Source organism: Halobacteriovorax sp. JY17, from assembly GCF_002753895.1.
GTDB lineage: Bacteria > Bdellovibrionota > Bacteriovoracia > Bacteriovoracales > Bacteriovoracaceae > Halobacteriovorax.
The window spans coordinates 1-15,623 of the sequence record NZ_NJER01000002.1; the positions used below are offsets into that span (position 1 = coordinate 1).

Annotated in this window: 13 protein-coding genes; 12 read left to right on the forward strand and 1 reads right to left on the reverse strand. The window is 33.4% G+C overall.

Annotated elements, in window-relative coordinates:
* The 9 genes from dnaA to CES88_RS08410 all read left to right on the forward strand — a co-directional run.
* A partial coding sequence (gene dnaA, locus CES88_RS08370) for a chromosomal replication initiator protein DnaA (RefSeq protein ID WP_290733305.1) occupies positions 1-1,581 on the forward strand: 1,581 nt, incomplete at its 5' end.
* A gap of 706 nt (positions 1,582-2,287) precedes the next feature.
* Complete coding sequence (gene dnaN, locus CES88_RS08375; protein WP_290733307.1) at positions 2,288-3,403, forward strand: DNA polymerase III subunit beta; 1,116 nt, start codon at positions 2,288-2,290, stop codon at positions 3,401-3,403.
* The gene (gene recF / locus CES88_RS08380) at positions 3,403-4,515 is read left to right on the forward strand and encodes a DNA replication and repair protein RecF (protein WP_290733309.1); all 1,113 of its coding nucleotides are present in this window, start codon (positions 3,403-3,405) and stop codon (positions 4,513-4,515) included. The genes dnaN and recF overlap by 1 nt, the downstream gene beginning before the upstream one ends.
* A 32-nt stretch (positions 4,516-4,547) precedes the next feature.
* Positions 4,548-7,001: a DNA topoisomerase (ATP-hydrolyzing) subunit B gene (gyrB, locus tag CES88_RS08385; protein WP_290733311.1), complete on the forward strand. Its 2,454-nt coding sequence runs from the start codon at positions 4,548-4,550 to the stop codon at positions 6,999-7,001.
* A 9-nt stretch (positions 7,002-7,010) separates the two neighbouring features.
* On the forward strand, positions 7,011-9,509 hold the full coding sequence (gyrA, locus tag CES88_RS08390; RefSeq protein ID WP_290733313.1) for a DNA gyrase subunit A: 2,499 nt from the start codon (positions 7,011-7,013) through the stop codon (positions 9,507-9,509).
* Entirely contained in the window at positions 9,487-10,287 is an 801-nt protein-coding gene (locus tag CES88_RS08395) for a hypothetical protein (protein WP_290733315.1), read from the forward strand. The genes gyrA and CES88_RS08395 overlap by 23 nt, the downstream gene beginning before the upstream one ends.
* On the forward strand, positions 10,287-10,490 hold the full coding sequence (locus CES88_RS08400; protein ID WP_290733317.1) for a hypothetical protein: 204 nt from the start codon (positions 10,287-10,289) through the stop codon (positions 10,488-10,490). Before CES88_RS08395 ends, CES88_RS08400 begins: the two co-directional genes overlap by 1 nt.
* A 348-nt stretch (positions 10,491-10,838) precedes the next feature.
* Positions 10,839-11,630, forward strand: a complete 792-nt coding sequence (gene atpB / locus CES88_RS08405) for a F0F1 ATP synthase subunit A (RefSeq protein ID WP_290733319.1) — start codon at positions 10,839-10,841, stop codon at positions 11,628-11,630.
* A 61-nt stretch (positions 11,631-11,691) separates the two neighbouring features.
* Positions 11,692-11,991: an ATP synthase F0 subunit C gene (locus CES88_RS08410; protein ID WP_290733321.1), complete on the forward strand. Its 300-nt coding sequence runs from the start codon at positions 11,692-11,694 to the stop codon at positions 11,989-11,991.
* Positions 11,992-12,067: 76 nt separating this feature from the next.
* Here the strand turns inward: CES88_RS08410 and CES88_RS08415 are convergent, their stop codons facing one another.
* A complete protein-coding gene (locus tag CES88_RS08415) occupies positions 12,068-12,436 on the reverse strand; it encodes a hypothetical protein (protein ID WP_290733323.1) in 369 nt (122 codons plus the stop codon).
* A gap of 204 nt (positions 12,437-12,640) precedes the next feature.
* On the opposite strand from CES88_RS08415, the gene ribD reads away from it, so the two are divergent.
* The 3 genes from ribD to ribB are packed head-to-tail and all read left to right on the forward strand — an operon-like array spanning position 12,641 to position 15,621.
* Positions 12,641-13,777 (forward strand): bifunctional diaminohydroxyphosphoribosylaminopyrimidine deaminase/5-amino-6-(5-phosphoribosylamino)uracil reductase RibD, encoded by a 1,137-nt coding sequence (gene ribD, locus CES88_RS08420; RefSeq protein ID WP_290733325.1) that lies wholly within the window; start codon positions 12,641-12,643, stop codon positions 13,775-13,777.
* Positions 13,762-14,418 (forward strand): riboflavin synthase, encoded by a 657-nt coding sequence (locus CES88_RS08425; protein ID WP_290733327.1) that lies wholly within the window; start codon positions 13,762-13,764, stop codon positions 14,416-14,418. Before ribD ends, CES88_RS08425 begins: the two co-directional genes overlap by 16 nt.
* The gene (gene ribB, locus CES88_RS08430; RefSeq protein ID WP_290733329.1) at positions 14,419-15,621 is read left to right on the forward strand and encodes a 3,4-dihydroxy-2-butanone-4-phosphate synthase; all 1,203 of its coding nucleotides are present in this window, start codon (positions 14,419-14,421) and stop codon (positions 15,619-15,621) included.
* The last annotated feature ends 2 nt before the right edge of the window (positions 15,622-15,623 follow it).

The following is a 15,623-nucleotide window of genomic DNA, read 5'->3' on the forward strand; positions in this document are numbered from 1 at the left end:
ATGAGCCAAGAGTTCCCTTTCGAGCACTTTCTAAAGTCCAACAGTAGCCACAACACAAGTGATGTTTTCAATGAAAACAAAAGCTTAAAAGAACTTAAGTTCTTAAATGAAGGAATTCAAGAACAATCCACTCATCATAGTGAAGAAATTTTCTCTGCTGAAGAATTTCATACAATTGAAACTTCTTTTCTAGATACACTAAAAAGTAGTCTAAACCCTCAAAAATACAATGCGTATTTCTCAGGAGTCTTCAAGCTCACAAATATCACAATGGATTCAATTGTCTTCAATGTAAGTAATCAACTTATAAAGACAATGATTGAAAAACATAGCTTAAACGAAGTTAAAGCGGCCATTAAAGAAGTTCTTGGAAAAGAATATGAAGTCATCATCAATATCGTTAACCAAAATGATGACCAAACTCTAACAAATGAAACAATAAATAATGAAAAACCAAAATCAGCAGGAGAAGCTACTTTTACGCTAGATCTCTCCCCTACAACCAACGACAAACTTTCAAAAATTGAAAGCCAGTATATTCAGCACATGAGTGATCCCGGAATGAATATAGACCCAACGAAAACATTTGATAATTTTATCGTTGGCCCATCTAATAACCTTGCTCATGCGACAGCTGTTGCTATTTCAAGAACACCAGGTGATCAAGGGAAATATCCTTCTCTTTATATACATTCTAATTCAGGACTTGGAAAAACACACTTACTCTACGCTGTTGCAAACGGTATTAAAGATAATTTTCCTCAGTATGTTGTCTACTTAACAACCGCTAGAGACTTTATGAAAGAGTATATTGAATCTGTTAAAACTAAGACAGTAGATGCTTTTCAAGAAAAATTCACCAAGAAGATAGATGTCTTAATGATTGATGATATTCATGAATTAAAAGGAAAGAAAGGAACACAGGACGAGCTTTTCCACGTCTTCAATGGTCTTTATACCAATGGGAAGCAACTTATTTTTACTTCTGATAAATCTCCCGAAGAAATCGACGGTATTGAAGAAAGAATTAAGACTAGGCTTCAATGGGGACTTGTCATTGATATTCAAAAGCCTGATTTTGAAACAAGAATTGCGATACTAAAAAGAAAAGCCTATGAACTAGATCTCTATCTTCAAGATGATATTTTAACATTGATTGCAAACTCAATTAAAACAAACATAAGAGAACTTGAAGGATCTCTTGTAAAGCTCTGCGCTTATGCTGATGTAATGAATGTTGAAGTCGATACTGAAATGGTTAAAGACATTCTTGGATTAAGCTCAAGTGATGTAGAAAGAAAAATAACTTTAGATATAGTTGCAAAGGTAACATCACAACACTTCAAGATACCTGTTCCCGACCTCAAATCCAAAGCTAGAACTAAAGATATAGTTAATGCTAGATTTGTGGCAATGTATCTCTCAAGAAAAATTGTAAATGCAACACAAGAAGAAATTGGACGTTTCTACGGCGGAAGAGATCATAGCTCGGTCGTTCACGCGGAGAGAACAATTAAAGAAAAAATGATCAATGATATCTCACTCTCGAGAGACTTAATCACAATTGAAAATACTCTTTAACATTTACTAAAATTTATCAAATACAAGGGCCTTCATATGAAGGCCTTTTTATTAATTATTAACTTATCAACAAATGAGTAGTCATTTATCCACGTTAATTTATGAATAAATGAATAATCAAAAAAAGTTATCAACACAGACATTATGAATAACTAGTAGAACTATTAACAATTCACGGCCAATAAATTTTATAAACAACTTACTAACAAAGATTGTGAATAAAAAATAATAATAAAAACAAATAGTTAATAGTAATTTGAAGGCTTATTAACAGTAGTGGAAAAAGACTATCAACAGATTGATTCATGTTAATAAAAAAATTATCAACAAGTGAGTAAATTGTGAGTAAAGGGAGTAGATTTTCAGGAAATAACAAGTAGCATAAATCATAATGCGAAGTATTGTGAATAAGAGTGTGAATTGTTCTGTATAAGATTTTTTTTTTATGAGTAAAAAAATAATATACGAAACAGAATTTTCATATCCCCAAAGTTTTCCATATTAACTCATAATAACGAGGGCCACTAAACGCCCATTAATACTCAAAAAACTGAACTTATAAACTTATCCACACTGTATATATAATATATATAAATTAAATATAAATATATAAAGGAAAGAGAATCTAAAAGAATTCAAAAAAGTACATTGATTTAGTAATCTGATAAGGCTAAAAATTAGATTAAGAAATTACAGGAAAATAAAAATGAAAATCAAACTTCACACAGAAGATTTAAAATCAGCATTAAACAAAGTTTTATCGGTCGTAGACAAGAGAAACTCTAGACCAATTCTAACTTACACTTTGATTGAAACAGCAAACGGTCAATTAAATATATCAGCAACAGATTTAGAAGTTTCGTCAAAAGTAGTTATCAACGCTCAAGTGGATAACCCAGGTAAATTTTGTGTAAATGCTAAGAATATATTTGATATTTTGAAAGAACTACCAGGAACAGAAATAGAACTTTCCCTAGACGATCAATCAAATACTTTAAAATTAAATTGTGGAGATATTCACTATTCGCTTTTAATCTACAAAGCTGATGACTTTCCACAGCTAGTGTTTAACCAAGAAGTGAATAAATTCAAACTTTCTAGTGAACAACTTGCAAATATAATTAACAAAACTTCGTACGCAGTTTTAAACGATGAAACAAGACTTTACTTAAACGGAATCTACTTACAAGAAATTGATTCTAAACTTAGAGCTGTTGCTACTGATGGTCACAGACTTTCATTACTTGAAACAGATCTCTCTGAAAGCAACAATGAGACTTTAATTAATGGAATTATTATTCCAAGAAAAGGTATTTTTGAAATTAAGAAAATTTCGGAAACATACCCAGATACCCAAATAGAACTATCAGTTGACGATACATTTCTCTACATAAACGCAAAAAATGAATACTTTTTGTCTGTTAGATTAATTGCAAGAGAATACCCAAAGTATCAAGCAGTAATTCCAAATAAGACAACTTACACAATGACTACAGATAGAAATTCTTTCTTTGATGCAATTAGAAGAATTAAAATTATGTCTAACGAGAAATCAAATGGTGTAAGACTTAAGCTTGCTGATCAGACGATGACTCTAACAGCTAATCACCCTTCTTTAGGTGATGCTATGGAGACAATGCCAGTAGATTACAACGGTAAGGAAATGGAAATTGGCTTCAATGCAAAGTACCTAATTGATACTTTACATTCATTTGATGAAGGAGAAATTTCTCTTGAGTTAAATAATGAATTAAGTCCTATAATTATTAAATCAAATTCACTTCCTAATTATTTAGGAATAATTATGCCTCTGAAACTTTAATGCAAAGTTTTAAAATTTCTAAGCTGCAAGTGACAAACTTTAGAAACTTGCAGCCAGACATAATAGAATTCAATAGTGGTATTAATTGTATTCTAGGTGAAAATGGAAATGGCAAAACAAATATCTTAGAAGCCCTTCACGTTTTAACAACCAGAAAATCATTTCGTAAAAATACAGGTTTTCCACAATTCCTAGGTATTGATTGTGAAAAACCTGAAATAATATTTTCATCTGTTTTCTTAGATGATCAAGAAAATAGAATTAGTATTTCTGGAAAGATGGATTCAACAGCAACGCACTGGTTTGTTGATGGGCATCCAATGAAAAGAAAAATTGATCTTAAATTAGTGTTTATAAATCCTTTTGATTCTTATTCCTTTCATAACACGTCAAGTTTTAGAAGACAGTGGATGGACCAGCATATTTCTCAATTAGATGGGAATTATAAGAAATGTCTTTCGAGATATAACTCATCATTAAGATTTAGAAATTCTCTACTAAACAAGAAGCCTGCAATGTTTAGAGAGCAAATTAAGGCCATCGATATTGAACTTGCTCGGTATAGCGCTATACTCACAAATATACGGCTAAAGTTCTTATTAGATATCGAAGATTTTTGTACTCAAACTTTTAAAGAAATTTTCAGTGAAGAACATCTATTAAAAATTTCGCTCGATTCAAGAGTAATTGGTTTAACCGAAGAAGATATTTTTAACATGTTGCAAGAGAGACTTCCTAAAGACGAAATTGTTGGACACACAACTTACTGTGTTCACAAGGATGACTATGTGCTTCTTTTTGATGGTTTAAATTCTTTTGAATATTGCTCTCTAGGGCAACAAAAAATGAGCTATTTGAGCCTCTTATTTGCCTATATCAAGCTGTTTAGGTATAACTTTAACTCCTTTCCCATGGTCTTAATTGATGACGTCTCAGGCGAGCTAGATAGAAACCGATGGCAGAAGTTAATTGAGTTCTTAGAAAGGAGTTCGTTTCAAGTTTTAATAACAACAGCAAACGAAAAATTTAAAGAAGAATTAGAAACCATTCATGGTGCTAATAAAATTTATGTCCAAGCAGGTTCAATCGCGAACATGCCTAATTTAAGATGAATTAGATAATAAATGGATTTATAGGAGTATCTTTGGAAACTGAAAACACATCAATTTCTAAGGTTGGCGAAAAGTATGATGCTGACCAAATTAAAGTTCTAGAAGGTTTAGAAGCTGTTAGAAAACGCCCTGGTATGTATATTGGTGATACATCAAATAGAGGATTACATCACTGCGTATATGAAATCGTTGATAATGCAGTTGATGAAGCTCTTGCAGGTTATTGTACAGAAATTAAAGTAATCATTCATGTTGATAACTCTGTTACAGTTATTGATAACGGAAGAGGAATCCCTACTGATATGCACCCTACTGAGGGATGTTCAGCGGCAGAACTCGTATATACAAAACTACATGCAGGTGGAAAATTTAATGAAGACGGTGGAGCTTATAAAGTTTCTGGTGGACTTCATGGTGTTGGTGCCGCTGTAGTTAATGCCCTTTCAAAATGGGTAAAAATGGAAATTAAGAAGCATGGTAAATTACATCTTCTTAAATTCGAAAGAGGAGAAGCAGTTGCTCCTTTAAAAGTTATTGGTGATCTAGAGGATCCTAAACAAACTGGGACGGCAATAACTTTTAAGCCTGATAATGAAATCTTTGAAGTTCATGAATATAACTACGACACTCTGTCAAATAGATTTAGAGAGATGGCTTTTTTAAATAAAGGCTTAAGTATTTCACTTAAAGATGAGCGTTCAGATAAGAAAGATGTTTTCTGTTATGAAGGTGGGATTGCTGAATTTGTTACCTATTTAAATAGAGCTAAAACACCAGTACATAAGAAAGTAATTGCATTTACACAAGCAAGAGAAGACTACGAAGTTGAAGTAGCTATGCAGTGGACTGATTCTTATTCTGAAGTTTTATCTGGTTATGCAAACGCTATTTGTACTCCGGGTGGTGGAACACATATTTCAGGATTTAAAACGGCTATAACTAGAGTTTTAAATGCTTACGCAAAAGATAATAATTTATTAAAAGGTTTAAAAGCGACTTTAACTGGTGATGATATGAGAGAAGGTATGACTGCCATTATCTCAATTAAATTACCCGAGCTACAATTCGAAGGTCAGACAAAAGATAAATTAGGAAACTCTGAAGTTGAAGGAATTGTTAACTCACTTGTCGGTGAGCAATTAAAGCAATACTTAGAAGAGAATCCAAGCTTAGCAAAAACAATTGTTAAGAAATCTGTTGATGCAGCTGCGGCAAGAGAAGCTGCAAGAAAAGCGAGAGAGCTAACTAGAAGAAAAACTGCTCTAGTTGTTTCAGGTCTTCCTGGGAAAATGGCTGATTGCCAAGAAAAAGATCCGGCACGTTCAGAAATTTATATTGTGGAAGGTGACTCGGCCGGTGGTTCTGCCAAACAAGGTCGAGATAGAAAAACACAAGCAGTACTTCCTCTAAAAGGGAAAATTCTAAATGTTGAAAAAGCTCGTTACGATAAGATGTTAGCGAACAACGAAATTAAAATGATTATTCAAGCGATGGGAACTGGTGTTGGTAAAGAGCAGTTTGATATTGCAAAGCTTAGATATCATAAAATTATTATTATGACCGATGCCGACGTGGATGGGTCACACATTAGAACACTGATACTTACTCTACTCTACAGACAATTCCCTGAGCTTATTGAAAACGGCTATGTTTATATTGCACAACCACCACTCTATAAATTTAAGAAAGGTAAATCTGAAAAATATCTTAAAGATGAAAAAGAGCTAGAAGCATTCTTAACAATGAATTCACTAAAAGATGCAGACATTACTGCTAACGGTGAAAATCTATCTGCTGATGAAGCCAGAGTGCTTGTCAATAAGTATAGAAATTATACTAGAACAGTTCAAAGTTATGATGTTCACTTTGATTCACTACTTCTTAGACAATTAATTGAAAGATCTGAAATTAATTCTGAAACTTTAAAAGATAAAGTGAAGCTACAAGCTGAATTAGATAAGCTAACAGAATACTTTAAATTAGAAGAAGTAAATACATTGAGAACATATACGTTTTCAATTTCTGAAGATCTTCCACACCAATCTAACCAGATCAATATCAATGTTAGAACTACTGGTAGAACAAAGAAATTTAAACTTAATACTTACTTTCTTGAATCACCAGACTATGCAGACTTAATAAATGGTTATGATGGAATGAAGTCATTTACTAAGGCAAAGTTTTCAATAGAGAGAGATAAAACTGGTGTTAAGGAATTTGATTCTTTAAACGAGTTTGCGGAACACATTATTGTTGATGGAAAACAAGGTGCTTATATACAACGTTATAAGGGACTTGGAGAAATGAACCCAGAACAACTTTGGGAAACAACAATGAACCCTGATAATAGAACTCTTCTACAAGTGCGTATCGAAGATACAATTGAAGCTGATCAAGTATTCTCTGTTCTTATGGGTGACAATGTCGAACCTAGAAGACAATTTGTTGAAGAGAATGCATTGAACGTTAGAAACTTAGACGTATAAGGAATTAGTATGTCAGATGAAAATAATACACCTGGAAATGGTGACGGAATAAATCACGGTAATATTGCTCCAATTGCCATCCAAGATGAGATGAAGAGCTGTTACCTTGATTACGCAATGTCTGTAATTATTGGGCGAGCTCTACCAGACGTTAGAGATGGTTTGAAGCCTGTTCATAGAAGAGCTTTATACGCGATGTATGCTCTTAATAATTATCATAATAAGCCATATATGAAGTCTGCCCGTGTGGTTGGTGACGTTATTGGTAAATATCACCCACATGGTGATTCTGCTGTTTATAATACGATTGTACGTATGGCCCAAGATTTTTCAATGAGATACGTTCTTGTTGATGGTCAGGGGAACTTTGGTTCTGTTGATGGTGATGCAGCTGCGGCCATGAGATATACAGAAATTAGAATGAAGAAACTTTCAGAAGAAATGCTGAGAGATTTAGACAAGGACACTGTAGACTGGCAACCAAACTACGATGATTCTTTAAAAGAGCCAAAAGTTCTACCAACGAAAGTCCCTACCCTTTTAGTGAATGGTTCTTCAGGTATTGCTGTTGGTATGGCCACAAATATTCCTCCACATAATTTAACAGAAGTAATGGGTGCTCTTTCTGAATTAATTGATAATAGAGAAATGACTATTAATGAATTGATGGCCCATATTCCAGGTCCAGACTTTCCAACTTACGGTTCGATTCACGGAACTGAGGGAATAAAGTCTGCATATCATACTGGCCGTGGGATTATTCAAATTAGAGCGAAAGTAGATATTGAAGTTCATGGTAAACAAGAAAGAGAACGAATTGTTATTACTGAACTTCCGTACCAAGTTAATAAAGCAAAATTAATAGAGAAAATTGCTGACCTTGTTAACAATAAAGATATCGAAGGTATTTCTGATATTAGAGATGAGTCTTCAAGAGAAGGTATTAGAGTTGTTATTGATTTAAAGAAGGGAGAAATTTCTTCTGTGATCGTTAATAGATTATTTAAAGCAACTCAACTTCAAGTTTCATTTGGTATTATATTCTTATCAATTTCTAACGGTAGTCCAAAAGTGATGAACCTAAAAGAAATGCTAGAGTGTTTTATTGATCATAGAAGAGAAGTTGTCATTAGAAGAACTGTTTATGAGTTAAAGAAAGCAAAAGAAAAAGCTCATATTTTAGAAGGTCTAAAAGTTGCTGTTGAAAATATTGATGAAGTTGTAGAAATTGTTAAAAAATCTGAAGGTCCTGCGGATGCTAAGGCAAAACTTATTTCAAGATTTTCTTTAAGTGATATTCAATCACAAGCAATCCTCGATATGAGACTGCAGAGATTAACAGGTCTTGAAAGAGATAAGATTGTTGCAGATTACGAAGCAATTATGAAAGAAATTGCTAGATTAGAAGAAATTCTAGGTTCAGAAGATCTGATTAAAGGAATCATTAAGGGCGAATTCGAAGACATCGTTGAAAACTACGGTGATGAAAGAAGAACTTCAATTGTTGCAAAAGCTGATGAAATTCAAATTGAAGACCTAGTAAAGAATGAAGATGTTCTAGTAACAATCACTCATAAAGGTTATTTAAAGAGAATGACAATGGACACTTACCGTACTCAAAAAAGAGGAGGTAAAGGTGTTAAAGGTGCTAATAATACTGATGAGGATTTCTACACAGATATCTTTACAGCAAATACGCACTCTACAATTCTATTCTTCACAAATAGAGGCTCTGTATTCTCTAAGAAAGTTTATAATATTCCAGAAGGTACAAGAACGGCTAAAGGTAGAAATATCGCTAACCTTATTCCAGTTCCTCCAGGTGATAAAATTAAAGAGATTATGTGTATTCCGCCAGAAGAAGAAAGAGAAGGTAAATTCCTAATGTTCGCAACGGAAAAAGGTCTTGTAAAAAAATCTGCTCTTACTGATTACAATAATATTAAGCAATCAGGTCTTAGAGCTATTAAAGTTCAAGATGGAGATTCTGTTTGTAGCGTAAGAGTAAGTGATGGATCTAAAGATGTTTTACTTTGTTCTACTTCTGGAAAAATTATTAGATTTGACGAAAGTGATGCCAGACCAATGGGTAGAGTTTCTCAAGGTGTTAAGGGAATCAATATCGATGATAATGAAAGAATCATTGGTATGGAGCTCATTGACGATAGCGTAGAAATTTTATCTATCACTGAAAATGGTTACGGTAAGAGAACGGCAGCTAGCCAGTATCGTAAACAAACTCGTGGTGGAAAAGGTATCTTGGCCATGAGACTTACAGAGAAAAATGGTGAGATTAAGCAAATTAAACCTGTAACAGATAAAGATGATCTAATGGTTATCACTGATAAAGGACAGGTTGTTAGAACTAAAATTTCTGGAATTTCACTTATGGGTCGAGCTACTCAAGGTGTAAGAATCATCAAACTTAAAGAGGGAGAAGCAGTTGTTTCAGTAGAAAAAATTGTAGAACCTGATGATGATATCGATGATACAAACTCAGAAGATTAAAATATTGGCGCTGATTCTGATCAGCGCCTTTTTTCTTTCTTGCGATTTTACTCCGCGGCTCCATAAGAAAATTTTAGGGGCTCAAGAATATATTCGTCTTCAGCAATATAGAAAAGCTATTTCCCAGTATGAATTAATTTTAAAAGATAATCCTCCTAATGATATTAAAGTAAAAATTTATTATCAACTTGGAGAACTCTATTCTATTAATCTTGGTGAAAATAGAAAGGCCATTAATTATTATAGAGAAATTAAGAATTTTACTGATTCACCGATTTGGTTAGTAAAGTCGGAAGAAAGAATTGGAGAAATTTCTTTTACCTATCTTAAAGACTATAAGTTGAGTGAGAAGAGTTATAAACTTCTTGTAGACTTTACTCCAAGGCTTGAGAGATTTGATTTCTATCAATTTAGATTGGCACAAAACTTTCTACGAGCAAATGAATATGAGCAAGCTTATGGTGAGTTTTTAAAAATTCAAGTAAGTACAAACCATAAGTTCTACGTAGAATCTTTTTATCAGATGGGGCTTTTAAATTTTCAAAAAAAGAACTGGAAAGAAGCTGTTGAAGATTGGAAAGAGTACTTAAAAAGAGAAACTAGAAAAGAGAATCTTGTTCAAACTAAGTTTTTAATGGCCAATGCTTATGAAACAATGGAAGAGCTCAAGAAGGCCTACAACCTCTATTATTCAATTCTGGGAGAATACCCAAATACAGAAGTTTTACAAAATAGATTAAATTCAATTTTTCACCGCCGTGTTTCAAGGAAACGTTAGTGCTAGATAAGAAATGGGTTCAAGTCACTGGCCTTGCCTTGAGTTTTCCCTCAACAATTTTAGTTTCTGCTTGGGCGATGAAAATTTTAGTAGAAAAAGATTACCTTAGCAAAACTGCAGGGGTGTTGATTTTTCTGGCCATCATCTTCAATACAATATACTTGATGGTCTACTATGCTTTTAAAAACAAAAATAAATCTTAAAAAATTCTTCCTGCTCTCAATATCAACAACGATATTATTTCTCCTCTTTTCAAGAGGATGGAATGACATAATAGGAATTTTAATTGTTTATGTCGCCACAGTGCTGCATCTTGGCATGCTTGCAGAAGCTGTATTTGAACTCGTTAAAAGCCAAGTTTCTGAAGGGCATATCCATAATGTGAAAGATAAGATCATGTATTTATTCGCAGGAAAATTACTGATTCTAATTTTAAGCCTAGTAATTAGTCGACAGATTATGGGAAATAGGATAATTATACCTGTGATAAATTACGTAATTCAGATATTTATATTAACTTTTAGTATTAGATCTAAAGGTCGAGAGTAAACATGAGAAATTTTTTAGCGCTTTTAACACTACTTACTTCTTCAAATGTACTTGCTGCAGGTGGATTCACTTGGATTGGTGCTGCTCAAGAAGCACTTCATACTCACTACCCATCGCATGTAATCACGTTCGTTTTGATCGGAATACTGCTAGCTGTGGTAGGTGTGATTTATAGAATGAAGGTTTCAACTGTTACTAATCCTGTAATTCCAGATAAAGGTTTTACTTTTAGAAATATCGTAGAAGCTTACGGAAAATTTATCTATACGCAATGTAATGCTGTCCTAGGTGAAAAAGATGCTCCAGTTTATTTTAAATTTGTTGCAACTACTTTCATTTTGATTTTTGCTTCAAACCTTATTGGACTAATTCCTGGATTCTTACCACCTACTGAATACTTGTCTACAACTCTAGCTTTGGGATGTTTTTCATTTATTTACTTCAATGCTAAAGGTTGTAAAGAATTAGGAACAATAAACTATTTAAAGCATTTTGCTGGACCTCTTTGGTATATGGCAGTGCTAATTTTTCCAATTGAAATTTTATCAACTTGTATTCGTCCAGTTTCATTAGCACTTCGTCTAAATGGTAACATGATGGGTGATCACAAGGTTTTAACAACGTTCTTAAATCTAGAAGTTATGGGATTTAATATTGCTTGGTTATTTGGAGCAGTACCTTTCTACTTACTTGGTTTACTAGTTTGTTTTATCCAAGCATATGTTTTTACAATGTTATCAATGGTTTATATTAGTTTAGCGACTGCACATCACGATCATGCTGAGCACCACTAAGAGAATATAAACTAATAATTTTTTCCTCGGTAGAGAGATGCCGAGATTTTTGGAGTTCAAAATGAGAAATATCGTTTTAGGTTTCGCAGTAGCAGTACCACTTTTATTCACTTGGAAAGCATTTGGTGCAGAAGGTGGAATGGATACTCAATCTGTTAAGTACTTAGCTTACTTCTTCGCAATGGCAATCGCTGCTTTTGGTGGAACAGCTGCTCAATCAAATGCTGCTTCTGTAGCTCTAGAAGGTATCGCAAGAAACCCATCTGCTGCTGACAAGATTCAAACACCAATGATTCTTGCTCTTGCTCTTATGGAATCACTTGTTATCTTTACTCTTATCTCAGTTTTCCTAGTAGGGTAATTAAGATAGTTTAAAACAAGATCTTAATGAGGCCACTCTTTGAGTGGCCTTTTTATTTGTATCTACCGTTAAAGTACTAAATCATTTCAATATCTTTTTCAATCTGATCAAGCTTTGTGTAAATCATGTCAAATGATCTTTGGTAAGTTAGTGAATCGATATCTTTTTTTACGCTTTCTAAGTCTCTTTCAACTTGATTTGCAATAACTGCTATAATTTTTCCTTCATTATGATCAATATCCATTGGTAGCGAATCTAAGGTATTTTCTAATTTCTTACCAAGTCTTGCTACTTCTCTATTTAAAAAATCTGTTTCAGCAGCAATAATTTTTCCGGCCATAATTTCACTATTAACCAGTGACTCTGACTCGTGTGGGCTCTTTGCAAAATTATTAGTACTAGCAAAAATTGTTAAAAGTAAAATGGCGCACTTTAAAGTTTTCATGGTTTCTCCTTTCAATGTTGAATAATTAAATTATAAAACTTTAAGGAATAGAAATGTTGAGGCTTGAAACCTTTTCACAGGGTGTACAAGTATTAGACATACTTAAAATATATTCAATAAAAACGGATACTTATACACATTATCTGCTATGAAAAAAAGACCATAACTATCTGAAAGATGTAGATTATATGCTATAAGCACCCCATGGATATAAAAGTCGATGAACAATATATAAAGATGTGTTTTACACTTGCAAGAAATGGATTGGGAGAAGTATCCCCAAACCCATTAGTGGGCTCTGTTATTGTTCAGGATAATATTATAATTGGTAGAGGGTTTCATGAATTTTATGGGGGCCCTCATGCTGAACCAAATGCGATTAATAATGCTATTGAATCAGTGGAAGGTGCTACCCTTTACTGTAATCTTGAGCCTTGCTGTCATACAAATAAACAAACTCCACCGTGCACAAGTAAAATAATTGAAAGTAAAATTAAAAGAGTGGTCATTTCAAACCTAGACCCCAATCCTCTCGTTGCAGGAAAGGGTGTTAAAAAGTTAAGAGAAGCAGGAATTGCTGTGACTGTTGGTGTTCTTGAAGAAGAAGGTAGAGAGCTAAATGAAGTCTTCTTTAAATATATTCAATCAGAAAAACCGTTTGTTCATATAAAGCTCGCTCAAACATTAGATGGAAAAATTGCTACAAGCACAGGTGATTCAAAGTGGATTAGCAGCGACTCTGCAAGAGTTAGAGTTCACGAGTGGAGAAAAAAATACGATGCGATCTTAATTGGAAGAAATACTCTAGAGAAAGATGATCCTACCTTGAATATTAGAATGGGAGTCGAGGGTAATGGAAAAATTCCTTATCGAGTTGTTATCGGATCAATAGAAAAAATTAATCTTGAATTTAAATTATTCCAAGATGAGAATTCTCATAAGACGATAATCGCTACAACTAAGGAGTCTTATGAAAATTGCCAGCAAGAAAAGCTTACAATACTAGAAGAAAGAAAGGTTAAAATCCTTCTTATCAAAGAAATAGATGAAAGCTTAGATTTAGATGACCTCCTTCAGAAACTAGGAGCACTTAAAATTACTTCTGTATTAGTTGAAGGTGGGCAAAGTGTAATCACCTCTTTCATTGATCAGAGACAATACGACAAGTTGAGTTTATTTATATGTCCAAAAATAATAGGTAATGGGATTTCATATTATAGAAATGATAAAAAACAAAATATGAAAGAAGCGATTGAATTTACAAATTCTCAAATTGAAAACCTAGACGGGCAAATTATTTATCATACGTATTCTGGAGGACATAAATGTTTACAGGATTAGTTAAAGAGATTGGTATTGTAAAATCTATAAATGGTAATCAAGAAGGGAAAGAGCTTGTCATTTATTCAAAGTCTTTAATTAAAGAAATTTCTATTGATGATTCTATTTCTATTAATGGAGCTTGCCAGACTGCTACGAGAGTTTCAGACGATCATTTTTGTGTTCAAACTGTTCATACGAGTTTAGATAAAACAACACTTGGGAGTTTAAGAGTTGGAGAAGAGGTAAACTTAGAGTTAGCTCTACAATTAAGTGACAGACTGGGTGGTCACCTAGTTCAAGGTCATGTGAATTCTATGGCCACTATTGTTGATATTCAAAATAAGGGAAAGAACTATACTGTTAAATCAAAAATAAATAGAGATCAGATGAAGTATATAGTTTCTGAGGGATCAATTACTATTGACGGAATTTCATTGACTGTTGCAGCCATTGATAGAGACCAAAATACATTTACAGTATCGGTTATCCCTCACACATGGCTAAATACAGTTCTTAGAAATAGAAAAATAGGTTCAATAATAAATATAGAAGTAGATATCTTAGGCAAGTATGTTGAAAACTTGCTTTTTTATAAGGGAAGTCATAAAACGTCAGAATCACAGATGAGTGAGGAATGGCTAAGGTCTAAAGGTTTTTAAATGTTTGATAGTATTGAAAGTGCCATTGAGGATATTAAGCTCGGAAAAATTATTATCGTAATTGATGATGAAGATAGAGAGAATGAAGGTGACTTCATTATGGCAGCAGATAAAGTTACACCAGAAGCGATTAATTTTATGGCCACTTATGGGAGAGGGTTAATTTGTACTCCTATAACAGAAGATAGGGCCAACGAGCTTGAATTAGATATTATGGTTAAGTCGAGTGGCTGCGTGAATAATACGGCCTTTACGGTATCAATCGATTTAAATAATGGTGGTACAGGGATTTCATGTGAAGATAGATCTCTTACAACTCTAGCTCTAACTGAAAACTCAACAAAGGCCTCAGATTTTGTTAGACCGGGTCATATTTTCCCTCTTATTGCTAGAGATGGTGGAGTTTTAGAGAGAAATGGTCATACGGAAGCAGCAGTTGATTTTGCGAGACTTGCGGGCTGTCATCCATCAGGGGTGATTTGTGAGATCATGAATGAAGACGGAACAATGGCCAGAACTGAAGACTTAAAAAAAGTTGCAGATAAGCATGGTTTAAAGTTTGTTACAATTAAAGACCTTGTTAATTATAGAAATAAATTGAATTCTAAAAGTATTCAGATGACTTCAGAAATTGATTTTCCAAATAAGTTTGGAAACTTCAAGCTTAGAATGTATGAAGTTGAAGATTCAGGAGAGCACCACATTGCTTTAGTAAAAGGGAAAATTTCAAAGAACTCCCCTACTTTAGTTCGCATACATTCAGAGTGTTTCACTGGCGATATATTTGGCTCAATGAGATGTGACTGTGGTGAGCAATTAGAAAATTCAATGAAGAAAATAGAAGAGGCTGGATCAGGAGTCATCCTCTATATGAGACAAGAAGGAAGAGGGATTGGCCTTCCAAATAAAATCAAAGCCTACTCTCTTCAAGATACAGGCCTTGATACTGTAGACGCCAATAGAGCATTGGGATTTGCAGATGACTTAAGAACTTATGATGCGGCAATTGCAATGTTAGAAGATATTGGGGTTAGCAAGGTTGAACTTCTTACCAATAATCCACTCAAGTTTACTTCTCTTTCTGAAGCAAACTTTGAAATTGTTAATAGACATCCAATTGAAACGCTGGCTAATGATATTAATATAAATTATTTAAGAACTAAGAAAAATAGAATGAATCATTTGTTTGATTCAATAAATTAGGA